Here is a 23848-nt window from a genome sequence, read left to right as displayed (position 1 = left end):
ATGATCGAAAGCCCGCTTACGCCGACTTCTTGTTGTTCTTGTCGTCGTCGACCTCGGTGAACTCCGCGTCGACGACGTCATCCTTGGCCGCATCCTTCTTGGCGTCGGCTTCGGCCTGCTGCTTGTACATGGCCTCGCCGAGCTTCATCGAAGCCTGCGCCAGCGTGTTGGTCTTGGCCTTGATCGCCTCGGCATCGTCGCCCTTCAGCGCTTCCTTGAGGTCGCTGACGGCGTCCTCGATGGAACGGCGCTCGCTCTCCTCGACCTTCGAACCGTGTTCGGCCAGCGCCTTCTCGGTGGAATGCACCAGGCTGTCGGCATGGTTCTTGGCGTCGACCGCCTCGCGGCGCTTCTTGTCCTCGGCCGCATTGGCCTCGGCGTCCTTGACCATCTTCTGGATGTCGGCGTCCGACAGGCCGCCGGAGGCCTGAATCCGGATCTGCTGTTCCTTGCCGGTCGCCTTGTCCTTGGCCGAAACGTTGACGATGCCGTTGGCGTCGATGTCGAAGGTCACCTCGATCTGCGGCATGCCGCGCGGCGACGGCGGAATGCCCATCAGGTCGAACTGGCCGAGCACCTTGTTGTCGGCCGCCATTTCACGCTCGCCCTGGAAGACGCGGATGGTGACGGCGTTCTGGTTGTCCTCGGCGGTCGAGAACACCTGGCTCTTCTTGGTCGGGATCGTGGTGTTGCGGTCGATGATGCGGGTGAAAACGCCACCCAGCGTCTCGATGCCCAGCGACAGCGGGGTCACGTCGAGCAGCAGCACGTCCTTGACGTCGCCCTGCAGCACGCCGGCCTGGATCGCCGCGCCGATGGCGACGACTTCGTCCGGATTGACGCCCTTGTGCGGCTCCTTGCCGAACAGCTGCTTCACCACTTCCTGAACCTTCGGCATGCGCGTCATGCCGCCGACCAGCACCACTTCGCCGATCTCGGCGGCGGTGAGGCCCGCATCCTTCAGCGCCTTGCGGCACGGCTCGATGGTCTTCTGCACGAGATCGTCGACCAGCGCCTCGAACTTCGAGCGGGTCAGCTTCATCGTCAGATGCTTCGGACCGGTCTGATCGGCCGTGATGAACGGCAGGTTGATTTCGGTCTGCGTGGTCGAGGACAATTCGATCTTGGCCTTTTCGGCGGCCTCTTTCAGACGCTGCAAGGCAAGCTTGTCGTTGCGCAGGTTGATGCCCTGCTCCTTCTGGAACTCATCGGCCAGATAGCTGACGAGCCGCATGTCGAAGTCTTCACCGCCGAGGAACGTGTCGCCGTTGGTGGATTTCACCTCGAACACGCCGTCGCCGATTTCAAGAATCGAGACGTCGAAGGTACCGCCGCCGAGGTCGTACACCGCAATGGTGCCGGTCTTGGTCTTGTCGAGGCCGTAGGCGAGCGCGGCCGCGGTCGGCTCGTTGATGATGCGCAGCACTTCAAGGCCGGCGATCTTGCCGGCGTCCTTGGTGGCCTGACGTTGCGCGTCGTTGAAATAGGCGGGAACCGTGATGACGGCCTGCTCGACCTTCTGGCCGAGATGGGCTTCCGCGGTCTCTTTCATCTTCTGCAGGATGAAGGCGGAGACCTGCGAGGGCGAGTAGGTTTTGCTGTCGGCTTCGACCCAGGCGTCGCCGTTCGATGCCTTGACGATTTTATAGGGGACGAGCTTCTTGTCCTTCTCGACCATCGGGTCGTCATAGCGGCGGCCGACGAGGCGCTTGACCGCGAAGAAGGTGCGCTCGGGATTGGTCACCGCCTGACGCTTGGCAGGCTGGCCGACGAGGCGCTCGCCATCATCGCTGAAAGCGACGATCGACGGGGTCGTGCGCATGCCCTCTGCGTTCTCGATGACTTTAGCTGTCTTGCCATCCATTACGGCGACGCACGAATTGGTGGTGCCGAGATCGATCCCAATGACCTTTCCCATGGTCCTCATATCCTTCTTTTTGCGGCAGGTTGGCTGGGCCCTGGACGGCGCACCTAACCGAACCCCCAACGATCAATTACTCGCGATATTGCGACGGTGAGCCTCATATAGGAGGGGGGGTCCTGCCCGCAAGGACCGAACGCAACCTTAGGGCCTGAAAATGCTGACGTTTGAAAGATTGTGTCAGCTCAGGGCAGGTCAAGGTTCAGGCCCTTAGCCGTGTTAACAAATCGGCAAGGAGGTGAGCGCGCACTCATCACCACGTCCGGAAAACCCGGCCAACGCAGATCGCCACCAGCGCGGTATTTGGCCGCTCCGCAGACCTGACCGACTGTCGGGCAGGCCCGCCAAAATTGCCCATATCGCGCGAAAATTCCGGTGTTTCGGAACGTGATGAGGGAACGGACGCCGCCCTGCCCTGTTGCAGGGACATCAAAACCGCTAAAAGCGGGCTGACTGAACCGAGCCCTCGAACCCTTGAGGGCTGCGCTGGCCGACCATTGAACGGCCTCAATGTAAACCCGGTAGACCCTTCATGAAGCCTGTTCGATACCTCGCTGCGGTTGCCCTTACCATCGCCGCGACCTGCGCCGCGTTCGCCGCCGACCCGGTCTTTCCGCCGGGCGCGCGGGTCGGCATGACACCGCTGGTCGGCCTGGTCAAAGCCAGATCATTCGTCGGCTTCGAGACCGAGGATCAGGGCGTCAAGGTACTGGTGGCGGACCTGCCCGCCGAGGCCTATGGCGAGGTCGCCAATGCATTCAAGGCAAATCCCGGCGGCACTGGCGGCATCAAGCCGGAGAGCATCGAGACGGCGGCGGGGCTCGCCTATTACACCGCAGAGAATGCCAAGGACGGCGCCACCAATGTCCGGCGCTACTCGATGATCGTGCCGGGTCCGACCTTCTCCGGCTACGTCGCCGTGCAGGTGCCGGAGAATGCCTCCCGGATCTACACCGACGACGCCATACGGCAGATGTTCGCTTCCGCCGTGATCCGAAACGAAGTTCCGGTCGATGAGCAGCTCGGCCTGATGCCGTTCAGGATGGCCGAGCTCAGCAATTTCAAGACGATCCGCACGCTGGCGCCGGGCGCAGCCCTGATCATTGCCGATGGCGACGAAAAAAGCGGTTTTGAAACCGCGCCCTTCATGATCGTCGGCGTGGTCGGATCCGCGCCGGCGCAGCCCGACGACCGCGGACGTTTTGCCCAGCAGATGGCGACGACGATCCCCGGCGTACGCGACGGGCGGATCACGATGTCGGAGGCGGTCCGCATCGACGGCCAGCCTGGATACGAAACCCGCATCGAAGCCACCAGCGGCAAGGACAATACGCCGGTGACGATCGTGCAATGGCTGCGGTTCGGCGGCCAGAATTCGCTGCGCATCATCGGCAGTTCGCCGCGCGACGGCTGGACCACCGCGTTCACGCGTTTCCGCGCCGTGCGAGACGGAATTCGCCCGCGCTAAACACGACCCGTTCGGTGCCGAAGTTTCAGCCGCAGGCCGCCGCCTAAAGCTGCTTTACGCTGTGCCTGCGACCTGATTTGCTGAAGCTCTTTTCTTGACGCGTTTTCTTCACGCGAACCGGTCCCCACTTCGCTCGAAAACGCTATAGAAGTTGACCTCTTTGACAGGGAGATGCACCATGTTCGAGCGCAGGCAAATTCTCACGGGCTTCGGCACGATTCTCGGCACGGCGGCAATGGCGACCATTCTTTCGAAGGCAGCTTTGGCCGCGTCGATCAAACCCGACAATGCATCGGCGTTGCTGGTGATCGACGTTCAGAATTGTTTCCTGCCGGGCGGCAGCCTTGCGGTGAAAGATGGCGACCAGGTCGTTCCCGTCATCAACCGCATCGCCAAGAGCTTTGCCAACGTGGTGCTGACGCAGGACTGGCACACGTCTGGCCATGTCTCGTTCGCCACGACGCATTCGGGCAAGAAGCCGTTCGAGACGATCGACCTGCCCTACGGCAAGCAGGTGCTGTGGCCCGATCACTGCGTGCAGGGCACCGAGGGCGCTGCGCTGTCAAAGGACCTCTCGATCGCCCATGCCGGACTTGTCATCCGCAAGGGCTCCAACAAGGACGTCGACAGCTATTCGGCCTTCACCGAAGCCGATGGCAACACCACGACGGGGCTTGCCGCCTATTTGAAGGCGCGCAAGGTGGAACGCGTGTTCCTCGCCGGTCTCGCTACTGACTTCTGCGTGGCATGGAGCGCGCTCGACGCCCGCAAGGCCGGCTTTGAAACCTATGTCGTCGAAGACGCCTGCCGCGGCATCGATACCCAGGGCTCGCTCGCGAAAGCCTGGGCCGATATGAGCGCAGCCGGCGTCAAGCGCATCCAGTCGAGCGATATCGCAGCTTAAAAAGTTCTCTCACGAGAGAGCAGCAATGCCGGATTTAGCCGCGCCGCTCGCGTTCGAGCTGATCCGCCGTGCACCCTCACAGCGCACGGCGGGCCTGATCACGGGAATGACGGGCTATCGCGAGACCGCCCCTGGCCGGTTTTCGCAGCGTGAAGCCGCGCACCTGATTGTGCCGCTGATCATCAGCCTCGGCAGCCCGTTCCTGATCGCGCTGGGCCGGGAGCCTTATGCGGCCGACCGCCAGCCAAGCTTCGCCGCGGGCCTCTATGCCGGGCCTGTTCATATCGAGTCCGATGGCGGCGCCGAATGCGTGCAGGTGGATTTCACGCCGCTCGGCGCCTACCGCTTGTTTGGCGGGGGGGTGGTCGACCTCGCCGCGCGCATGGTCGATATGTCAGACGTGCTCGGCCGCGACGGCCGGCAATTGCGCGAGAGAATGGGCGCGACAACCTGCTGGCAACACCGCTTCGACCTGCTCGAGGACTTCATCGCCGGCCGCGCCAATCATCTGCCATCGCCGGAGATCGCCTTCGCCTGGCGCCGGCTGGCGCTGACCGCAGGCAACGCGCGGATCGCGGCGCTGGCCGGCGAGATCGGCTGGAGCCGCAAACATCTGGTCGAGCGTTTTCGATCCGAGCTTGGCCTCGCGCCCAAATCGATCGCGCGCATGATGCGCTTTGATCGGGCCTGCCGGCTGGCACGCAGCGGCACGGCTCCGGGTTGGGCCGGGATTGCCGCCGAGAGCGGCTTTGCCGACCAGGCCCATCTGGTCCGCGAATTCGGCGAACTGGCGGGCGAGACGCCGACGGCCTGGGCGCGGCGGCTGGCGCTGATTGACAGCCGGCTGACGCGCCCGAACGAAGCGCTTTCGGGCTGGTAACAAATCTTCAAGCCGCCACCGCGTCGGGTCCGCATATTAGCGGAAGTCGAACGAAGGAGTGTGCCATGACCAATAGCAATGACGCGCAGCGCATCTATCCGACGATGCGCTGCAGGGATGCCGAGGCGATGATCCGCTGGTTGAAGGACGTGCTTGGTTTCACCGAGCATGTCGTCTACCGCAGCGATGGCGTGGTGCAGCACGCGCAACTTGCCTGCGGCGCTTCGCTGCTGATGCTTGGTCAGGCTCGCGACGATGAATACGGCAGACTGGTTGGCGATATCAGCGGCCGCCGCACCGATGTGCTTTATGTCGCCGTCGAGGATCCCGACGCGCTGTGCGCCAGGGTGAAGGCATCAGGCGCCAAAATCGAAATGGAACTGCACAACACCGACTACGGCAGCCGCGATTTCGCCTGCCGGGGTCCGGAAGGCAATCTCTGGAGTTTTGGCACCTACTGGCCGAAGGCGAATGAGAAGCCGATGGATGCGTAAGTCGGATCGGCTCTTTCGCCTCAGGTCGTGATGTCGGCGGCAGGCGCCGCCTTGGCGCCGCCCTTGGATACCCCGACCAGCGCCGGACGCAGCACGCGCTCGCCGATCATGAAGCCGGCCTGCACCACCTGCACCACGGTGCCCGCCGGCACCGACGCGTCAGGGACTTCGTACATCGCCTGCTGGAAGTTCGGATTGAACTTCTCGCCCGACGGATCGAATTTCTTGACGCCGTTTTTCTCCAGCGTGTTGAGCAGCGACCGCTCGGTCAGCTCGACGCCTTCGATGAACGCCTTCAGCGCCGGATCGGCCGAGGCTTTCATTTCAGCGGGAACCGCATCCAGCGCGCGTTGCAGATTGTCGGCGATGTCGAGGATGTCGCGCGCGAAGCCGGTGATGCCGTAAGCCCGCGCATCGGCAACTTCCTTGGCGGTGCGCTTGCGCAGATTTTCCATCTCCGCCAGCGTGCGCAGCATCTTGTCGCGCGCTTCAGCCGCTTCCTTCGTCAACGCCTCGACCGATCCCTCCTCGGGATCGTCGGGCATGATGTAGGGCTTTGAGACCACGGGCTCGCTCGGCGCCGCCGCGTCATCATTCGGCCGGTTGGGATCGGTCATAAGTCTGCCTTCTCAAAAGAACCGTTCGGTTAAATGGGGATTTGCTGCCCGGGATATCGTGCTTTAGCGGGCGAAAATCAAGCGTTCCATGGCGTTTTCGAGCGATGCCTGCACCGGACCCGATCCGGGGTGGACCCCGGTTCGCGCCAGGAAGGGCAGTCAAAACAACAAAGCGAAGCTTTTTTCGGGCCGGATCAACCACCGAGCATCCGGCTGACGATGCGCGCGGCATAGTCCACCGTCGGAATCACCCTTGCATAGTTGAGCCGCGTCGGCCCGATCACGCCGAGCACCCCGACGATGCGGCCGGCGGCGTCGCTATAGGGCGCGATGATGGTGGAGGAACCGGACAGCGAGAACAGCTTGTTCTCCGATCCGATGAAGATCCGCACGCCCTCGGCACGCTCGGCGCGACCGAGCAGATCGATGACGCCGCGCTTGGTCTCGAGATCGTCAAACAGCGACTTCACGCGCTCGAGATCTTCCAGCGCATGCAGATCCTCCAGCAGATTGGCGTGACCGCGCACGATCAGCTGGCGGTCCTCGCTTTCGCCGCCGGACCAGCTCGCAATGCCGGCCGCGATGATCTTCTGCGTCAGCTGATCGAGTTCGGCGCGGCTTTGCGTCAACGCAGTTTCGAGTTCGAGGCGCGATTCGGCAAGGGTCCGGCCGCGAATGCGGGAATTGAGGAAATTGCTGGCTTCCGTCAGCGCCGATGAGGGAACGCCGGGCGGCAGGGTCAGCACGCGGTTTTCGACCTGGCCGTCTTCGCTGACCAGCACCACCAGCGCGCGTTCCGGTTCCAGCCGCACGAATTCGATGTGCTTCAGCCGCGAATTGGATTTGGCGGTCAGCACCACCGCAGCGGCGCGGGTCAGGCCCGACAGCCGCGTCAGGGCTTCGCCGAGCGCCGCCTCGACCGATTGCGCGCGGCCGACGGAGGCAAGCTGGGTCTGGATCGACTGCCGTTCGTCTTCGGTGAGGTCGCCGACCTGCATCAGGGCGTCGACGAAGAAACGCAGGCCGAGTTCCGTGGGCAGGCGGCCGGCCGAGGTATGCGGCGCGTAGATCAGGCCGAGCTGTTCGAGGTCCGACATTACGTTGCGCACCGAGGCCGGCGACAGCGGCATCGCGATCAGGCGCGAGATGTTGCGCGAGCCCACCGGTTCGCCGGTTGCGAGGTAACTCTCGACGATTTGACGAAAAATGTCGCGCGAACGCTCATTGAGCTGGGCCAGCCCGGCATTCGGTGCGATCAGGCCAATCGGATCGTGGTGGGCCACAATTACTCCCTCACAGCTGCCCCTAATCTGTCTATCCGGAGGGCCGGTGACAAGCACGCATTCAAAGCGTTTTCGAGCGAAGTGGGTGCCGGTTCGCGTGAAGAAAACGCGTCAGAACAAGAATCTAGGGCTTCGACCCGAAGCCCTAGCCCTCAAAGAGGTGGCAAAGGCCCTTGCCGCTGCCCGCTCCCCCTCCTACAAGCACCGCGAACCGCTTTTGCTTGATTTTCCGGAGGATTCCCCATGCGGCCAAGCCGCCGTGCGCCCGATGAGCTGCGCCCCGTGTCGCTGGAACGCGGCGTCGTCAAATACGCCGAAGGTTCCTGCATGGTGAAGTTCGGCGATACCCATGTGCTGGTCACGGCCACGCTGGAAGAACGCCTGCCGCCCTGGCTCAAGGGTCAGGGCCGCGGCTGGGTCACCGCCGAATACGGCATGCTGCCCCGCGCCACCCTGGAACGCACCCGCCGCGAGGCCGCCACCGGCAAGCAGGGCGGCCGCACCGTCGAAATCCAGCGCCTGATCGGGCGCTCCTTGCGTGCGGCGGTCGACCTTGAAGCGCTCGGCGAGCGCCAGATCACGGTCGATTGCGACGTGATCCAGGCCGATGGCGGCACCCGCACCGCCTCGATAACAGGCGCCTGGGTGGCGCTGGCCGACTGCATCTCGTGGATGAAGAACCGCAACATGCTGAAAGCCAATGTGCTCCGCGACAATGTCGCGGCGATCTCCTGCGGCATCTATCAGGGCACGCCGGTGCTCGACCTCGACTATGCCGAGGATTCCGAGGCCGATACCGACGCCAATTTCGTCATGACCGGCGACGGCCGCATCATCGAGGTGCAGGGCACCGCGGAGAAGACGCCATTCTCGCAGGACGAGTTCCTGGCGCTGATGGCGCTGGCGCGCAAGGGCGTCGCGCGTCTGGTGGACTTGCAAAAGATGGCCGTCGCGTAGTCTGATTGATCATGCACCGTCGAATCACAGGCCGCCTGGTGATCGCGACCCACAATCCCGGCAAGCTTGCCGAGATGCGCGAGTTGCTGGCGCCGCATGGCGTCGAGGCGATCTCCGCGGGCGAACTCGGCCTCGATGAGCCCGAGGAGACCGGCGAGACGTTTCGGGCCAATGCGGCGATCAAGGCGATCGCGGCTGCGAAAGCCGCGCAGCTTCCGGCCTTCGCCGATGATTCCGGCCTCGTGGTCGATGCGCTGGACGGCGCGCCCGGAATCTATTCGGCGCGCTGGGCCGGCAAACCTGCGGATTTTCTGGCGGCGATGACGCGGGTCGAACGCCTGTTGCAGGAGCGCGGCGCCAAAACACCTGACAAGCGCAAGGCGCATTTCGTATCTGCATTGTGCGTCGCCTGGCCCGACGGCCACGTTGAGGAGGTCGAGGCGCGGGTCGATGGAACCTTGGTGTGGCCGCCGCGCGGCACCGAGGGTTTCGGTTACGATCCGTCGTTCCTGCCCGATGGACACGGCCGCACCTTCGGCGAGATGGCCAGCATCGAGAAGCACGGCCTGCCGCCGCTGGGGCTCGGCCTGTCACATCGCGCCCGCGCCTTCGTCAAACTGGCGGAGATCTGCCTTGGCTAGCTTCGAGCGCCCCGAGATCCTCAAGACCGGCAAAGCGGCTTTCGGCGTTTATGTGCACTGGCCATTCTGCCTGTCGAAATGCCCGTATTGCGATTTCAACAGCCATGTCCGGCATGCGCCGATCGACGAGGCGCGGTTCGTCAGTGCCTTTGCGCGCGAGATTGAAACTTCCGCCGAGCGCGCGCCGGGGCGGGAAGTCACCTCGATCTTTCTCGGCGGCGGTACGCCATCATTGATGCAGCCGCAGACCGTCGGCGCCATCCTGGATGCAATCGGTAAACACTGGCGCGTCGCTGGTGATGTCGAAGTGACGCTGGAAGCCAACCCGACCAGCGTCGAGGCGACGCGGTTTCGCGGCTATCGCGCGGCCGGCGTCAACCGGGTGTCGCTCGGCGTGCAGGCGCTGGATGATGCTTCATTGAAAGCATTGGGCCGCCTGCACAGCGCGCGCGAGGCGCTGGATGCGGTGGCGATCGCGCGGCAATCCTTCGACCGTTATTCGTTCGACCTGATCTACGCCCGCCCCGACCAGACGCCGCAGATGTGGGCCGATGAATTGAAGCTTGCGATTTCGGAAGCCGCCGAACATCTGTCGCTCTATCAGCTCACGATCGAGGAAGGCACGCCGTTCTTCGGATTGCACGCCGCGGGCAAGTTGAAGACGCCGGATGAGGCCGTCGCCCGCGCGCTGTATGACGTGACGCAGGATGTTTGCGCCGCGCAGGGTCTTCCTTCCTACGAGATTTCCAACCACGCTCGCCCGGGCGCGGAGTGCAAACATAATCTCGTCTATTGGCGCGGCGAGGAGTATGCAGGCATCGGTCCGGGCGCCCATGGCCGCCTCGACATCGATGGCGAAAGACACGCGATCGCGACCGAGAAACGTCCCGAAGCCTGGCTGATGCGGGTCGAGGCCAACGGCCACGGTTTTATTACCGACGATGTCCTCAACAGCGAAGAGCGCGCCGACGAATTTTTGCTGATGGGGTTGCGGCTTGCGGAAGGTATCGATCCCAAGCGCTACGCCGCGCTGTCGGGGCGCACCCTCGATCCCGGCCGGATCGCCGTGCTGCGCGAAGAAGGCGCGATCATCGTCGATGCCGACGGCCGGCTGCGGGTGACGCAGGCCGGTTTCCCGGTGCTCGATGCGGTTGTCGCCGATCTGGCGGCGTAAATTTTATCCGTCGTCCCTGCGAACGCAGGGACCCATACGCCGCGGCCTCTCGGTGAGACAATGGTGGCAGAGACTTATTGCAAACAACAACGGCCGCGGCGTATGGGTCCCGGCTCAAGGCCGGGACGACGTGTTGAGAGAGCCAGGCTGTCGCCGCGTAAGGGTCTGATAACGTAAAGCGCAGTGTTTCGAGCGCTGAGCGCCCGGCCGTGCTAGATTTGTCCAGCGATTTGCCCAACCGCCATTTGCATGACGATCGTGAACGACCGGACCATCACCCCGCCGATCCATGATCCCGAGCTCGACCGCCGCGTCAAAGCCGCCGGCGCGAGCAAGACGGTTTATGCGCTGGTCACCCCCGAGACGGAAGCCGCGAAAAATTTCATTCTCGGCAACGCGGTCGCTGGCCCCGACGCTGCGCGGCGTCATCATCTCGAACAATTCCGCGACGCCTGGACCGGCAAGCAATTCGCCTCGCATGAAGCCTTCATCGAACGCTGGATGAATTGGGCGTCGCCCGTGGTTGCGATCGATACCGCCGGTTTTCCCTGGCGCTATCCGACCGCCGGCGGCAGTGAAGCGCTGTTTCACGTCATCACCGCCTACGGCAATCGCGCCCGCGTCGAAAAATTCAGTCCCGAGGTGCACGTCTTCGCCGGCGAGTATGAGGGCTACAAGGCCTATGCCGAAGCCTGCGGTATCGCCGTGATCGAACATCCGCGGAGCCAATGGCAGGCCGTTGCGCGCGCGCTGCCCACAGATGCCCTGTTCTGCCTGAGCCAGCCCTCGGCGATCGACGGCAATGTCTGGCCGCACGCCAATGATTTCCTGGCGTTGCTCGCCGCCGCCGAAAAGCCCCGCGTGCTGCTCGACGTCACCTATGTCGGCTCGATTGCCGAAGCGCCCGCCGCAAAAATTGCCGCCGACAGTCCGGCGGTGCAGGCGCTGGCGTTCAGCCTGTCAAAGCCGTTCGGGGTCTATTACGACCGCATCGGCGGCATGCTGTGCCGTCACGCGATGCCGAGCCTGTTCGGCAATCAATGGTTCAAGAATCTCACTTCGCTGCAGCTCGGCTTGACCTTGCTGGAACGTCACGACGTATTCGAGCTGCCGCGGCGCTACAAAACCGTTCAACGCGAAGCGGCGATTCAAGTCGGCCGACGCCTCGGGCTGACGCTCTCGCCCTGCGACGTCACCGTGCTGGCCCAAGCAGAAGCCACCACCACCGACCGCGCGCTCGCGGATTTCCTGCGTCGCCCGGCCGGCGCCCCCGATGCACGTTTGCGGCTGTGCCTGACGCCGGTCATGGCCGAAATGATCCGCACCGCCGGGCCGATCGCCGCTCCCGGAGGCGCGACTTGAAGAACCCGATCAGTCTGACGGATGCAAAAGAGATTCACCGCCACGTGCACGGTCTGTGGCGCAGCGCGCCGATCCGCGCCTCGCATGCCGATGGTGGCTTCATCCACGACATCGTCGAGCAGTTCGCAAGCCTGCCGCGGCTGTTTTGCGACGCCACCGACGATCGATTGGAGCGCGCGCATTTCTGCTCATGGTGGGGCGTCACCATGAACCGCGCTTACGACAATCCCGCGATCGAGGACCTCTATCGCCTGCACGAGATGTTCCACCAGGCGTTCATGCCCTACTTCCCCGGCATCGGTTTTGATGCCTTCCACCGCAAGATGGAAGACAATGAACTGAAGGCCAGCGTGTGTTCGGAGATCCGCGTCTATTTCGAACTGCCGCATTTGCGCGAGCAGGCCTTTGCGCATCCGATCTATGCCGATCGCTATTTGTCCGATCCGTCGATGCAGACGCTGTGGGCCAAGAACAAGCCCGTTGCGATCGAAACGCTGCAGGAAGCGCGGCGCGACGTGATGTTTTCAAAGCCCGAACATGAGATGGATTTGACCGAGCGCTGGATCCGCCGCTTCGCGCTGCAGAACCGTCAATGGTCGACCTGCTGGTACGATCGGTATCTGGAGATCGAGAGCCACATGTTCGAATTCCAGATCAAGGCGTTGCGCGGTGATCGCTCCGGCGCGATCGCTCAGCACGCCGCCTGGATTGAAGCGCAGGCCGGTCAGGATGCCGACGACCACATCCCCTACCGCCAGGAAGCCGCGCTGTTCGCCAACATCTATTGGAGCAACCGGCGGCGTTACGAGGCTGAATTCGCGAACGCCAAGAAAGCTGAATAAACAAGCTGAATAAAGCTTAAGCGCCAAAACTCTTCGGCGAGCCCGCAACCGGCGTGCCGCCGCCTTGCGCCACCTTCATCACCGCCAGCCCGCGTTCATTGCTGCCGTCGGAGCGGAAGCGGAACAGCCCGTCGATGCCGGCAAAGCCGGACGGATTGGTCAGCGTTTCCGCGGCGAAGCGCTGCGCGCCCTGCGTGCGCGACAAGGCGGCGACCAGAGCGACCGCGTCATAGGCCAGCGTCGCGGTGCGCACCGGCTCGCCGCCATATTTGGTGCGGTAGCGGCCGGCGAAACTTCGAAAACCCGACGGATCCGGGGCCGCATAGAGACCGCCCTGCAGCGCCGGGCTCGCGAACACCCGCGGACTGTCCCACAGGCCGGTGCCGAGCAACTGGATGTTGCGCAAATTCACGCCTGCGGCGGTGAGCGCATCGGCCGTGGCCACCACCGAATCGCCGTCATCGGCCATGAACAGCGCGTCGGCCTGGCCGAGCGACTGCGAGACGGTACGCACGGCGGCCGAGCGATCGGCGCCATATTTTTCGAACGCGACGATGCGGCCCTTGCGCGCCGCCGCTTGCTTGAAGGCACCTTCCACCACATTGCCATAGGCATTGTCGGGCAGCAGCGCGGCAAAGGATTTCTTGCCGATGCCGGCCGAGTAATCGACGATCCGGTTGACGTCGGATTCCGGCAGGAAGCTGAGCAGATAGACGCCGCGGCCGGCCACGCTGGAATCGGTCGAGAACGCAATCACGGACACGCCCTTCGCGCGCGTCTGCTGCGCGACCGCGGAAACCGACTGCGCAAACAGCGGCCCGAGGATGATCTCCGCGCCTTCACCGAGCGCCTGCTGGGTAGCCTGGCTGGCGCCTTGCGGGCTGCCGCCGTCGTCCTTGATGAGAAGCTGGATGTTGGGGTTCTGGAACTCGGCCAGCGCCATTTCGGCGGCGTTTTTCATCGACTGCGCGGCGACGCCGGCATTGCCGGCGGCCGAGAGCGGCAGGATCAGGCCGACCTTGACCTGCCCGGTGCCGACCGCGAGCGGTTGCTGCTGCGGCCCTGCGGGCCCGGCCTCGGGTTGCGGCGAGGAGAACGGGTTGGAAAACTGGCCAAAGCTCTGCTGCACGCTGGAGCAGGCGCCCAGCAGCGGCGCGCCGAGAATAAGGCCGACCGCCGTCCGCCGGGTTGCCCCTGACGGCTGAGGTTTGCGAATGAGCGGGCCCACCATCTTATCTCTTCTCGTGACCGACCTTGATCGGCCAGGACTTGAACCTCAAGGACTTGAACCTCAGGACCTGAATCCTAAGGCTCCAACCTCCGGAATAAAGGCGGGCGGATTCAGGCATATTGTCGGCGAATAGTTAACCAAAACAAAAGGATTATGGTCCCGCGGACTCAACGCCGGTTGCGGATACCTTGCCCCCTTCCCGTGATGCTAGCACCAACGTTGCCACCGCACTGTGGCGCTGGCGCTACTACCACTGTGTTCCGGTTCTAAACCGGAACACCCGGTCTTTGTATTGGCGCGTTTTCTTCGCGCGAACCGGTATCCACTTCGCTTGAAAACGCTTTAGATTGGCATGATGCGCGCAAAAACCAGCTCCAGCTACGGGCCTGAAGCCGAACCGGGTTCTGTGAACAGGACATTTTCGATCGGCGGCCATGTCCTGACCGCGCCAAAGCCGGTTCCCGGGCTCTATCTGGTGGCCACCCCGATCGGCCACCTCGGCGACATCACGTTGCGTGCGCTTGAAACCCTGGCCGGCGTCGACATCATCGCCTGCGAGGACACCCGCATCACCCGCCGCCTGACCGAGCGCTACGTAATCTCGGCGCAGCTCAAGCAATATCACGAGCACAATGCCGCGCTGGCGCGGCCAAAGATCCTGGAAAAACTGGCGCAGGGCGCCTCGATCGCGCTGGTCTCGGACGCCGGCACGCCGCTGATATCCGATCCCGGCTTCAAGCTGGTGCGCGAGGTCTGCGCCGCCGGGCATGCCGTGATCGCGGTGCCGGGCGCTTCCTCGGTGCTGACGGCGCTCTCGGTAGCGGCATTGCCCACCGACCGGTTTTTCTTCGAGGGATTTTTGCCCGCCAAGCAGCAGGCGCGCCGCACGCGGCTGGCAGAACTCGCCCGGATCGACGCCACGCTCGTGATGTTCGAATCCGGCAACCGCATATCAGACACGCTGGGCGACCTCGCCTCGATCATGGCCGAGCGCGACGCCGCGATCTGCCGCGAATTGACAAAACTGCACGAGGAGATTTCGCGCGCGCCGGTCGCCGAACTGGCGAAGCTCGCCGATACGCTGGAGACGCGGGGCGAATTCGTGCTGGTCGTCGGCCCACCCCGGGCGGATGCGCTGGTCATGACCGAGGCTGATCTCGATGACCTGCTGCGGTCATCGCTCGCTCAGGACAGCGTCAAGGATGCAGTCGCGCATGCCGTCGAACTGTCCGGCCGGCCGCGCCGCGAGGTCTATGCCCGCGCGCTCGAACTCGCCAAAGAAACTCGCGATGGAGACGGCGATGGCGAAGACTGACGGCGCCACGCCGCCCGACGCGTCCACAAAACTCGCCGCGCCCGAGCGGGTCGCCGCGTTCCAGACCGGGCTTTCGGCCGAGACCCGCGCCGCCGCCTTCCTGATGGCCAAGGGCTACCGCATCCTCGCCAAGCGTTTCAAAACTCCCTATGGCGAGATCGATATCGTCGCCAAGAAGCGCAATCTGATCGCCTTCATCGAGGTCAAGGCGCGCGCCCGGCTCGATGACGCCGCCTATGCGGTGACGCCGCGCCAACAGGCCCGCATCATCGATGCCGCGCAGGCCTGGCTGATGGCGCATCCCGAGCATGCCGAATTCGAGCTGCGATTCGACGCGATCCTGATTGCGCCGCGGCGATTGCCACGCCATCTGTTAGCGGCATTCGACGCCAGCGCTTAAACCACTCCTTTCACAGAGACTCGGACCCGCCCCATGAAATTGAATGTCGCCGTCCAGATGGACCCCATCGCGCGTATCAACATCCGCGGCGATTCGACCTTTGCTCTATTGCTGGAAGCCCAGAAGCGGGGCCACGCGATTTCCTATTACACGCCGGATCAGCTCTCGCTGCGCGGCGAGGAGTTGGTGGCGCCGGTGCAGGTGCTGACCGTACGCGACGAGCCCGGCAATCACTTCACGCTCGGCGAACCCAAGCGAACGGCGCTCAGCGCTTTCGACGTCATCCTGCTGCGGCAGGACCCGCCGTTCGATCTCGCCTACATCACCTCGACTCATCTCCTCGAGCGCATTCATCCCAAGACGCTGGTCGTCAACGATCCCGCCAGCGTGCGCAACGCGCCGGAAAAACTGTTCGTGCTGAACTTTCCGCAGCTGATGCCGCCGACGCTGATCTCGCGCGACATCAATGAGATCAATTCATTCCGCGACGAGCACGGCGCCGTCGTCATGAAACCGTTGCACGGCCATGGCGGCGCGGCGGTGTTTCGCGTGATGCCGCAGGACATGAATTTCGGTTCGCTGTTCGACATGTTCTCCGTCACCTTCCGCGAGCCCTGGGTGATCCAGCGGTTCCTGCCCGAGGTCAAACACGGCGACAAGCGCATCATCCTGGTCGACGGCGAATTCGCGGGTGCCGTCAACCGCGTGCCGGCCGCCGACGATCTGCGCTCCAACATGGTGCGCGGCGGCGCCGCCCAGGCCACCGACCTCTCGCCGCGCGAACGCGAGATCTGCGCCACGCTGGGGCCGCATCTCCGCGAGCGTGGCCTGCTGCTGGTCGGCATCGACGTGATCGACGGCAACCTCACCGAGATCAACGTCACCTCGCCCACCGGCATCCGCGCCATCGCCCGGCTCGACGGTCCTGACGTCGCTGCAATGGTTTGGGACAGCATTGAGGCGAAGCGGGGCGCGAAATAATTTTCTTCGCGCGGTTGTGCGCCTGCACATCTCACCTGCACGTCTGTTAGGCGTCTAATCCTACTTGCCAATTTCGAGGCGCGGGAGCAGCCTGTAGCCGCGGATGAATCTGTCCGGCGACAACGCAGTTCTACAAAAAACAGTGGAGGAAGACGCATGACGATGGACGTATCGCGACGGTCCCTGCTTGCTCTCGGTGCAGGACTTGGTGTTGGCCTCGGCGCCTCAACCATGCTCGGCGGCAGCGCGCTGGCCAAGGCACCCAAGCTCGGCACGCAAACGCCCTACTGGCACCGCTTCGTTCTCGGTGACGCCGAGGTAACCGTGGTCTCCGACGGCCCGCTGCCGCTCGGCCCGCCCAAGGGTACCTTCGTCGGCGTGTCCGACGATGAAGTGAAGAAGATGCTGACCGACAACTTCCTCGACGCCGAAAATGTCGTGCTCGAGCAGAACTCGCCGATCGTGAACACCGGCGACAAGCTGATCCTGTTCGATACCGGCATGGGCACGTCGAAAGCGTTCGGGCCGACCACCGGCCGCCAGCAGAAGAGCATGGCGGAAGCCGGCATCAAGCCGGGCGATATCGACGCCGTGGTGTGCTCGCATGCGCATATCGACCACATCGGCGGCCTCGTCGGCGCCGACGACAAACCGCTATTCCCGAACGCGCAGGTCTACATCACCCAGAGCGATTTCGAGTTCTGGACCGATGAAGGCAAGCTCGGCAGTCCGCTGAAGGATTTCGTGATTCACGCCCGCAAAAATCTGATGCCGGTACGCGACCGCATCGTCTTCATCAAGGACAACCAGGAATTCCTGCCCGGCGTGACCGCGATCGCAGCGCCCGGCCACACCGTGGGACACACCATCTTCATGGTGAGCTCGAAAGGCAAATCCTTCGCCTTCCTCGGCGACCTCACCCACCACCCGATACTGCTGCTGGAAAAGCCGCGGATGCAATTCTCTTACGACAGCGATCCGAAGCAGGCTGCGGACACACGCGTAAAACTGCTCGACACGATCGCGGCCAACAAGATCCCGGTCATGTCCTATCACTTCGCCTGGCCCGGCTTTGGCCACATCGGCAAGACCAGCGAAGGTTTCCATTACTATCCGTCGGCGATGGTGATGAATCTTTGAGCTGCAATTATTCGGGGCCGGCCGTGCTGGCCCCGAATACCGCCGGGCTGAACCCGGCACTAGGGATCGAACCCGGACTGGCGTAAGCAAGGTTCAGAGAATGCTGACCTGACGCTATCTAGGAGAGCCCCTTGACCGACCAACCGAACCCCAAGCCGGGCGACCTTGTCTATGAAGACACCGGAGCCGCCGCTCCGCTGGTCTATTTCGACATCGTCGGCGCCTACGGCACCATGAACGGCTCGGTCGAGATCGAACTCGCCACCCGAATTCTCATTCCCAAGACCGATGGCTCGACCGAGGTAAAATTCATCTCCTCAGGCCGCCTGCGCTGCAGCCAGAACGCCGCCGTCAATCTGCGCAACGGCCTCGATGCCGCGCTGAAGATGCTGGAGCAGCCGCAGCCCAATATGGCCGTGGTTGCGGCGGGGAAGCTGAACTAGCCCAAAGCCTCCATTTTTGGTGCTTTTATACCGCCCTTTGCTCCCTTAAAATAAATAAGGCTTCGCTATATATTTTAAGAACGGATATAATGCGCTTAGTTCCCTAGCGGAGGCTGCGATGGATATTCAATTTGAGGGTTGGGCCCGGAAGCATGGCCGCCTGAGCATCGCTTCATTCGACCTGACCAAAACGACGGCAGGTCCGGTTGGCACCGACTTTTCCAAGGAAGAGCCGCTTATCGTTCTCTCTGGCGACGGTGGGGTCGTCGAGCGCATAACGGTGAACTGCCACACCACGTCCGGCTAGGTGGTGACTATCAGGCGATGGTCACCCTCTCGAAGAAAGAGATCGCCCGGCTTTACTACCTGACGCACCAGATGGAAGTAGACGGCCTGATCAAAACGCTGCCCATTGCGCGATGAACCGGCCAAGACCTGCATGTTCCCGTAATGTTCTTGCACATCCCGCCCGGTTCCGCTACCTTTGGTAGAGGCAAGGGGTCGGCATGGTCCAACGGGTTTCTACCGTCGCTTTTGAGGGGATCGAGGCCCGCGCGGTCGACGTGCAGGTGCAGGTCGCGCCCGGGCTGCCGGCGTTTGCTATCGCGAGACGTCAATGACAAAACTGCTGACTTGCTACGTCTTTCGGAGTGGGCTTGATCGCGAATGCAGACAGTCACGGCGCTCGGGCGGAATGCTACACGGAGCATTTCGGAGAAGCTGGGGCGGGCGAAGCGGGTCCCCTTTGGGCGTATGGGACCCTAATTGATTTCATTCTGAGGAAGGATTTCTAGTTCCTCGGGTTTAAGGCCCCCGCTGCCGCCGAGCTAACTGCTGCACCGCTGCTCGTCCTTCTTTGAACGCCGTGGGTCCACTCAATTCATCCGCGTGCTCTATGGCAGCGTGCCCCTCGACTTCCGCACGGAGAGCGCGGGTGCCCTCGGAGGCCTCATCGGCCCACCTCGCTTGCACGTCCGCTGCTCGACTAAAATTGAAAGGCCTTAGGACCTGTTGCGTCCGCGCGCTCATGCTGCAGTGCTTGTCGGATGCGCTGTTCCTAGCTTCAGGTTGAGCAGCCGAAGGCGCGCTTGCGTTAAGTTGAATTTCAAGAAATGCTATCAACAAGGCTCGCAAGGTTTGGGAATGCCAACGGTACCGCCCTATGCGGCCATCTCTCATAGGCAGGAAGCGTTCTCCGGTGTGTATATCCGCGCTGTATGTGCGGTTACCGGGTGCGCGATCGAAGTCCCGAGTATTGACCATGATAAGATTGACTATTCGGTCCGTTCCCGAGTGGTCGGCTCGATCAGGAGTAAGCCTCAAATCGACATCCAAGCAAAATGTCAGATGAGCGGTGTGGCCTCAAACGATCCGGTGTCCTACTCCTTGGACTTGGAGACCTATGATAACCTGCGCGATCCGATGGTCAGCAACCCAAGGATTTTGGTGCTCGTCCTCGTTCCCTCTAACGTCAATGAGTGGATGGACCAAAGCGAAAAGACGTTGGTGATGAGCCATTGTGCTTACTGGGTCTCTCTGAAGGGGGCGCCATCGAGTTCAAATGCTACTTCGCAAACGGTGCACTTCCCGCGCAAGAACGTATTTAATCCGACCGCCCTGCAGACTATGATGTCCAACACGAGCAACGGATTGGACCTGTGAGAGCGATTATAAAAGACGCGCAGGCAATTGGATCGCTGACACCCATCAACGTGATTGGTTACCTACGTTCGCGCGGCTGGCAAAGGTTTAGCGATGTGCGCGGACGGTTCGGTATGGGTACATCACGATCACCCTGACGCGGAAATTCTTATTCCGGCAACAAGAGATGCGAGAGATTACGTTGCGCAACTCTCTGAGGCTCTCCAGGAGTTGGAGAATGTGGAGAACCGGTCACAACTAGACATTCTGAAGGACCTCCAGAACTCCGGTTTCGACGTCATCCGCTTGGCTGCGCAGGGACCAAACACTCTTGACGGGACTGTACGGATTGATGCGGGAGTGCAACTCTTCGAGCAAGCGCGCGACTTGCTGTTGTCGGCTGCGTGCGCCACCGTGAAGCCCCGTCCTGTATTTCATTCCCGTAGGCCACGGCTCGCTCTTGAATACATGTCTAAAGCGCGATTGGGACAAACGGAACGCGGCAGTTACGTTCTTACTATCCTATCCCCGGTGTCGCCGCAGCTAGCGCTTCAAAACGATACTGAGTTGTTCCCGCAGGAGCCTTTTGAGCGCTCTGTCGTAAGGAAGCTTGCCGGATCAGTTGATCTTGCGATGAGCGCTGCGGAGGCCTCTTCGACTTCAACGGAACTGGTTTTCGAACCGTTTCAAAATTCCGTGGAGGGCGGTGTCAGCGCGAATTTATGCGAAGCAATATCGGGGCTCTTTAGAACCATCGACGCCTCGGCCATTGACCTCAGTGTAGCTTGGTCGTTGAACCGCCCAATTCAGGCCGACGAGACACCTTCCCATGTGCGCATAAATTCGGATTTCATTCCTGCCCTGCAGGAGGCTGCACGTATATTTCGGGCACACGATAAAATTGAAGGGTATCTAATCGAGGGACCAGTTGTAAAACTTGAGCGGCTGGACGGACACGCCATCGGTCTTGTCACCGTCTACGCACCCGTTGAGGGGGTTATGCGAAAGGTAACAATAGCCCTTCCGTCCCCCAACTATGACGTCGCTGTTTGGGCGCACCATCTCCATCAAGCTGTCAGGGTGACCGGTACAGTGATGAGGGAAGGCCGCACATACTGGCTGCACAATCCTACGGAACTGCAACCCATTCTCGATGAAGATGACGAGGTAGGAGGGGATTTGCTCGGGTGAGCGGAAGAAGCTGAAGTTCCCCCTTAGACCGCGTCTCCCTGAGCCCGCTTTGTAACTTAAAAGCCACACCTGGAACACGGCGAGTCTTGTGCATCTGCATATCCCGATGTCCTACCTGCATACCCGATGCTAACCGCGCGGAACCACAGTGTGGTTCCATTGGGAAAAGGAGGAGAGGCTGACAAGCCTGATCCCTCTAGGAACCTCCATTCAGTTTCTCATAGGCCGCTTGATCCTCGTCGTTCCGTTCCTCGCGCTCTCGCTGCCGAATGTAGTCCTGCAACGCCACAATGAGTTGGGGGCACATCTCGCGGTCATAGAGCCACAAGGCTCGCGCGGTCACCTCGGGATCCTCGGAGAGCTTGTTGGTCATTCTCATAACGAGGTTATGTCTACTTGCCTCCGGTCCGCCTGACGCTCCACAGCGTGCTCCAGCCGCTCCCCAAGGGCTCCCAATGCTCGTGCAGCTCGTGCTATGACCCAAGCGAGATTGATGGCACTCCTTAGCGCGACGATGGTGACGGTGTTCCCCAATTCCATTGCAATCTCCGTGTGATGGCTCTTGCCAACGCCTATAGCGTTGTCATTCACACTCTGCAATGGCGATCGTCGGCCTGCCCGACAAGGCGGTTTCCGAGGCGCGCGAGCGGGTCCGCTCGGCGCTGATCGCCTCGGGGCTGGCGCTGCCGGCGCGGCGGATCACGGTCAATCTCGCGCCCGCCGACGTGCCGAAGGAAGGCAGCCATTACGACCTGCCGATCGCGCTCGGCCTGATGGCCGCCATCGGCGCGATCCCGCCGGACGCGCTCGCAGGCTTTACGGTGCTCGGCGAACTCGGGCTCGATGGATCGATCGCGCCGGTCGCGGGCGTGCTGCCGGCGGCGATCGGCGCCAATTCGCGCGACGAAGGGTTGATCTGTCCCGCCGCCTGCGGAACGGAAGCGGCCTGGGCGAGCCCGGATATCCAGATCATCGCCGCAAAATCGCTGATCCAGATCGCCAACCACTTTAAAGGCACGCAGCTATTGTCGCGCCCGCAGCCGAAAGTGCACGAGCGCGAGGAGACGCTGCTCGATCTGCGCGACATCAAGGGCCAGGAAAGCGCAAAACGCGCGCTGGAGATCGCGGCGGCCGGCGGACATCATTTGCTGATGATCGGCTCGCCGGGCGCCGGCAAGTCGATGCTGGCGGCGCGGCTGCCCTCGATCCTGCCGCCGCTGTCGCCGTCTGAACTTTTGGAAGTGTCGATGATCGCCTCCGTCGCCGGTGAAATCCGCGACGGCGCATTGACGGCGCGGCGGCCATTCCGGGCGCCACATCATTCGGCGAGCATGGCCGCGCTGACCGGCGGCGGCATGCGGGCAAAACCCGGCGAGATTTCGCTGGCGCATCAGGGCGTGCTGTTCCTCGACGAATTGCCGGAGTTCGATCCGCGCGTGCTGGACTCGCTGCGCCAGCCGCTGGAGAACGGCGAGGTCGCGGTAAGCAGGGCCAATCACCGCGTCACCGCGCTTTATGCTGGTGGCGGCGATGAACCCGTGCCGCTGCGGCCATGCCTATGAGCCCGGCTATTCCTGCAAGCGCGGCCGGATCGACCGCTGCACAGGGGATTATCAGGTGCGTATCTCGGGGCCGATGATGGACCGCATCGATCTGCGCATCGAAGTGCCGGCGGTGACCGCGGCCGACCTGATCCTGCCACCCCCGAGTGAAGGCTCCGCCGAAGTCGCCGCCCGCGTCGCCGCCGCGCGCGACGTTCAGCTCGCGCGTTACGCGGCGGCCGGCATGCCGCATGTCCGCACCAATGCGGAAGCGCCGGCGTCGCTCTTGGAAACCATCGCGCAGCCGGATGCGCAGGGACAAAAGCTGCTGCGCGACGCCGCCGAAACCATGAAGCTGACCGCGCGCGGCTATCACCGCGTGCTCCGTGTCGCCCGCACGCTGGCCGATCTCGACGGCGCGGAAAAGATCGGCCGGCTGCATCTGGCGGAAGCGTTGTCGTATCGTGCCTTGGCCGATGATGCGCGGCGCGCAGCGTGACGGTTTCGTAGGTCTCGTAGGATGGGTAGAGCGCAGCGAAACCCATCAATGATGTGTGACGGAGCTGATGGGTTTCGCTTCGCTCTACCCATCCTACAAGGTCACAGGTCTTGCGCTTCCAAATCAGAAAGCCGAAACAATCAAGTTGCGGTTGTTGCCTTAGGACCGTGCCGGACCCGCAGTCGCCAAGTCGTCACTCTGGCACCACGTAAGCCGTCCCGGCGGGCCGCTTTCTAATCTTGTCGCGACAAATTGACACGACGGGCAAATCAATTCTGAGTTTCAGAAATTGTGTCAAGCAGAAAATTTCCATCAGTGCGCATCTTTCGCCATCCCGCCCTGGTCAGAAGGGCGTCGGCCGTCGTCACGGACGTTGGGCGGGTTGCGGTGGACGCTGGGCTCACGTCTGACGACGGCGTGGATCGAGCGTACGGCAAAACCGTGTGGTCCTGGCACCCGTTGCTGGTGTCAAGCTGTCGGAGAAGCGCAAGCGGAAACGGCAGTGACGGAGTCAACCAAGAACTCGTCTCCGGGGAGATCACGGCATAAGCCGTAAAGCCATTGCGCAGGGAATGTCGGATGTTCTCCGCTGCCCTGTATGCTCGTGTGCACTTTGTTTTGTGCAAACCGCACACGGGACCGCGGGTGCAGCGCGCATCCGGCATTCCCTGCGCCCTCTTAATTTGGGGGCGGGAAGTTTCTGGCAAAGCTCGGGCGCAATGCGTCGCGAGAACGTGAGGTTATGTTCAGCCGTCATTGCGAGCGCAGCGAAGCAATCCATGTCTCAGCATGCCGCGCGATGGATTGCTTCGCTACGCTCGCAATGACGTGGATAGGCCGCGGCGTACTGGGTCACCTGCCTTCGCGAGCGACGCCTCGGCTCATAAACCCCGTAGTAACGAGTTTTCTTTACCCTCTGCCAA

22 protein-coding genes and 2 pseudogenes are annotated in these 23848 nt (G+C 62.6%); 19 read left to right on the top strand and 5 right to left on the bottom strand.

The window, feature by feature from the left end:
• Positions 1-16: 16 nt before the first annotated feature.
• On the bottom strand, positions 17-1918 hold the full coding sequence (gene dnaK, locus JQ575_RS03875; RefSeq protein ID WP_212031956.1) for a molecular chaperone DnaK: 1902 nt from the start codon (positions 1916-1918) through the stop codon (positions 17-19).
• Positions 1919-2453: 535 nt separating this feature from the next.
• Here dnaK and JQ575_RS03870 point away from each other — a divergent pair.
• The 4 genes from JQ575_RS03870 to JQ575_RS03855 all read left to right on the top strand — a co-directional run bounded on the left by JQ575_RS03870 (position 2454) and on the right by JQ575_RS03855 (position 5667).
• Positions 2454-3389: a hypothetical protein gene (locus JQ575_RS03870; RefSeq protein WP_212031955.1), complete on the top strand. Its 936-nt coding sequence runs from the start codon at positions 2454-2456 to the stop codon at positions 3387-3389.
• A gap of 178 nt (positions 3390-3567) precedes the next feature.
• On the top strand, positions 3568-4293 hold the full coding sequence (pncA, locus tag JQ575_RS03865) for a bifunctional nicotinamidase/pyrazinamidase (protein WP_212031954.1): 726 nt from the start codon (positions 3568-3570) through the stop codon (positions 4291-4293).
• A gap of 25 nt (positions 4294-4318) precedes the next feature.
• Complete coding sequence (locus tag JQ575_RS03860) at positions 4319-5173, top strand: AraC family transcriptional regulator (RefSeq protein WP_212031953.1); 855 nt, start codon at positions 4319-4321, stop codon at positions 5171-5173.
• Positions 5174-5238: 65 nt separating this feature from the next.
• Positions 5239-5667 (top strand): VOC family protein, encoded by a 429-nt coding sequence (locus tag JQ575_RS03855; protein WP_212031952.1) that lies wholly within the window; start codon positions 5239-5241, stop codon positions 5665-5667.
• A gap of 20 nt (positions 5668-5687) precedes the next feature.
• Here JQ575_RS03855 and grpE read toward each other — a convergent pair whose 3' ends face one another.
• Positions 5688-6284 carry a nucleotide exchange factor GrpE gene (gene grpE / locus JQ575_RS03850; protein WP_192736161.1) on the bottom strand — a complete coding sequence of 199 codons (597 nt, stop codon included), beginning with the start codon at positions 6282-6284 and terminating at the stop codon, positions 5688-5690.
• A gap of 194 nt (positions 6285-6478) precedes the next feature.
• A complete protein-coding gene (hrcA, locus tag JQ575_RS03845; RefSeq protein ID WP_192736160.1) occupies positions 6479-7567 on the bottom strand; it encodes a heat-inducible transcriptional repressor HrcA in 1089 nt (362 codons plus the stop codon).
• Positions 7568-7810: 243 nt separating this feature from the next.
• On the opposite strand from hrcA, the gene rph reads away from it, so the two are divergent.
• The 5 genes from rph to JQ575_RS03820 all read left to right on the top strand — a co-directional run bounded on the left by rph (position 7811) and on the right by JQ575_RS03820 (position 12543).
• Positions 7811-8524 carry a ribonuclease PH gene (gene rph / locus JQ575_RS03840; protein ID WP_212031951.1) on the top strand — a complete coding sequence of 238 codons (714 nt, stop codon included), beginning with the start codon at positions 7811-7813 and terminating at the stop codon, positions 8522-8524.
• A gap of 11 nt (positions 8525-8535) precedes the next feature.
• Positions 8536-9165 carry an RdgB/HAM1 family non-canonical purine NTP pyrophosphatase gene (gene rdgB, locus JQ575_RS03835; RefSeq protein ID WP_212031950.1) on the top strand — a complete coding sequence of 210 codons (630 nt, stop codon included), beginning with the start codon at positions 8536-8538 and terminating at the stop codon, positions 9163-9165.
• Positions 9158-10339, top strand: coding sequence for a radical SAM family heme chaperone HemW (gene hemW / locus JQ575_RS03830; RefSeq protein ID WP_249166419.1), 1182 nt, complete (start codon positions 9158-9160; stop codon positions 10337-10339). Before rdgB ends, hemW begins: the two co-directional genes overlap by 8 nt.
• Positions 10340-10588: 249 nt before the next feature.
• On the top strand, positions 10589-11701 hold the full coding sequence (locus JQ575_RS03825; RefSeq protein WP_212031949.1) for an aminotransferase class I/II-fold pyridoxal phosphate-dependent enzyme: 1113 nt from the start codon (positions 10589-10591) through the stop codon (positions 11699-11701).
• Positions 11698-12543, top strand: coding sequence for a hypothetical protein (locus tag JQ575_RS03820; protein ID WP_212031948.1), 846 nt, complete (start codon positions 11698-11700; stop codon positions 12541-12543). Before JQ575_RS03825 ends, JQ575_RS03820 begins: the two co-directional genes overlap by 4 nt.
• Before the next feature lie 16 nt (positions 12544-12559).
• Here the strand turns inward: JQ575_RS03820 and JQ575_RS03815 are convergent, their stop codons facing one another.
• A complete protein-coding gene (locus JQ575_RS03815; protein ID WP_212031947.1) occupies positions 12560-13774 on the bottom strand; it encodes a penicillin-binding protein activator in 1215 nt (404 codons plus the stop codon).
• A 355-nt stretch (positions 13775-14129) separates the two neighbouring features.
• Here JQ575_RS03815 and rsmI point away from each other — a divergent pair, with 355 nt between their 5' ends.
• From rsmI to JQ575_RS03775, 9 genes and pseudogenes are all read left to right on the top strand, one after another.
• Entirely contained in the window at positions 14130-15089 is a 960-nt protein-coding gene (rsmI, locus tag JQ575_RS03810) for a 16S rRNA (cytidine(1402)-2'-O)-methyltransferase (RefSeq protein ID WP_212031946.1), read from the top strand.
• Positions 15076-15489: a YraN family protein gene (locus tag JQ575_RS03805; RefSeq protein ID WP_212031945.1), complete on the top strand. Its 414-nt coding sequence runs from the start codon at positions 15076-15078 to the stop codon at positions 15487-15489. Before rsmI ends, JQ575_RS03805 begins: the two co-directional genes overlap by 14 nt.
• A 33-nt stretch (positions 15490-15522) precedes the next feature.
• The gene (gshB, locus tag JQ575_RS03800; protein WP_212031944.1) at positions 15523-16470 is read left to right on the top strand and encodes a glutathione synthase; all 948 of its coding nucleotides are present in this window, start codon (positions 15523-15525) and stop codon (positions 16468-16470) included.
• A 156-nt stretch (positions 16471-16626) separates the two neighbouring features.
• Positions 16627-17610: an MBL fold metallo-hydrolase gene (locus tag JQ575_RS03795; protein ID WP_212031943.1), complete on the top strand. Its 984-nt coding sequence runs from the start codon at positions 16627-16629 to the stop codon at positions 17608-17610.
• Positions 17611-17741: 131 nt separating this feature from the next.
• The gene (locus tag JQ575_RS03790) at positions 17742-18053 is read left to right on the top strand and encodes a hypothetical protein (RefSeq protein WP_212031942.1); all 312 of its coding nucleotides are present in this window, start codon (positions 17742-17744) and stop codon (positions 18051-18053) included.
• A 118-nt stretch (positions 18054-18171) separates the two neighbouring features.
• Entirely contained in the window at positions 18172-18360 is a 189-nt protein-coding gene (locus JQ575_RS03785; RefSeq protein WP_212031941.1) for a hypothetical protein, read from the top strand.
• Positions 18361-18559: 199 nt separating this feature from the next.
• Positions 18560-18658, top strand: a pseudogene (locus JQ575_RS46370) (ATP-binding protein); the annotation flags it as partial.
• 493 nt (positions 18659-19151) lie between these two features.
• Entirely contained in the window at positions 19152-19715 is a 564-nt protein-coding gene (locus JQ575_RS03780) for a DUF4365 domain-containing protein (protein WP_212031940.1), read from the top strand.
• A 54-nt stretch (positions 19716-19769) separates the two neighbouring features.
• Complete coding sequence (locus JQ575_RS03775; protein WP_212031939.1) at positions 19770-20885, top strand: hypothetical protein; 1116 nt, start codon at positions 19770-19772, stop codon at positions 20883-20885.
• Between the two features lie 196 nt (positions 20886-21081).
• Here JQ575_RS03775 and JQ575_RS03770 read toward each other — a convergent pair whose 3' ends face one another.
• Positions 21082-21258 (bottom strand): hypothetical protein, encoded by a 177-nt coding sequence (locus JQ575_RS03770; protein ID WP_212031938.1) that lies wholly within the window; start codon positions 21256-21258, stop codon positions 21082-21084.
• 223 nt (positions 21259-21481) lie between these two features.
• On the opposite strand from JQ575_RS03770, the pseudogene JQ575_RS44370 reads away from it, so the two are divergent.
• Positions 21482-22925: pseudogene (locus tag JQ575_RS44370) on the top strand (YifB family Mg chelatase-like AAA ATPase); the annotation flags it as partial.
• Positions 22926-23848 lie beyond the last annotated feature (923 nt).

The sequence above is a fragment of the Bradyrhizobium sp. JYMT SZCCT0428 genome, assembly GCF_018131075.1.
Classification (GTDB): domain Bacteria; phylum Pseudomonadota; class Alphaproteobacteria; order Rhizobiales; family Xanthobacteraceae; genus Bradyrhizobium.
The sequence above is the reverse complement of the archived record's forward strand: the minus strand, read 5'-3'. Positions and strand labels throughout refer to the sequence as shown.

Excerpts from the sequence above, each read along its gene's own strand:
- JQ575_RS03870 (WP_212031955.1), top strand. The coding sequence starts at position 2,454 with ATGAAGCCTGTTCGATACCTCGCTGCGGTTGCCCTTACCATCGCCGCG.
- JQ575_RS03855 (WP_212031952.1), top strand. The coding sequence starts at position 5,239 with ATGACCAATAGCAATGACGCGCAGCGCATCTATCCGACGATGCGCTGC.
- JQ575_RS03815 (WP_212031947.1), bottom strand. The coding sequence starts at position 13,774 with ATGGTGGGCCCGCTCATTCGCAAACCTCAGCCGTCAGGGGCAACCCGG.
- JQ575_RS03805 (WP_212031945.1), top strand. The coding sequence starts at position 15,076 with ATGGCGAAGACTGACGGCGCCACGCCGCCCGACGCGTCCACAAAACTC.
- pncA (WP_212031954.1), top strand. The coding sequence starts at position 3,568 with ATGTTCGAGCGCAGGCAAATTCTCACGGGCTTCGGCACGATTCTCGGC.
- grpE (WP_192736161.1), bottom strand. The coding sequence starts at position 6,284 with ATGACCGATCCCAACCGGCCGAATGATGACGCGGCGGCGCCGAGCGAG.
- JQ575_RS03785 (WP_212031941.1), top strand. The coding sequence starts at position 18,172 with ATGGATATTCAATTTGAGGGTTGGGCCCGGAAGCATGGCCGCCTGAGC.
- gshB (WP_212031944.1), top strand. The coding sequence starts at position 15,523 with ATGAAATTGAATGTCGCCGTCCAGATGGACCCCATCGCGCGTATCAAC.
- JQ575_RS03795 (WP_212031943.1), top strand. The coding sequence starts at position 16,627 with ATGACGATGGACGTATCGCGACGGTCCCTGCTTGCTCTCGGTGCAGGA.
- JQ575_RS03770 (WP_212031938.1), bottom strand. The coding sequence starts at position 21,258 with ATGACCAACAAGCTCTCCGAGGATCCCGAGGTGACCGCGCGAGCCTTG.
- dnaK (WP_212031956.1), bottom strand. The coding sequence starts at position 1,918 with ATGGGAAAGGTCATTGGGATCGATCTCGGCACCACCAATTCGTGCGTC.
- rsmI (WP_212031946.1), top strand. The coding sequence starts at position 14,130 with ATGCGCGCAAAAACCAGCTCCAGCTACGGGCCTGAAGCCGAACCGGGT.
- JQ575_RS03860 (WP_212031953.1), top strand. The coding sequence starts at position 4,319 with ATGCCGGATTTAGCCGCGCCGCTCGCGTTCGAGCTGATCCGCCGTGCA.
- JQ575_RS03825 (WP_212031949.1), top strand. The coding sequence starts at position 10,589 with ATGACGATCGTGAACGACCGGACCATCACCCCGCCGATCCATGATCCC.
- rph (WP_212031951.1), top strand. The coding sequence starts at position 7,811 with ATGCGGCCAAGCCGCCGTGCGCCCGATGAGCTGCGCCCCGTGTCGCTG.
- rdgB (WP_212031950.1), top strand. The coding sequence starts at position 8,536 with ATGCACCGTCGAATCACAGGCCGCCTGGTGATCGCGACCCACAATCCC.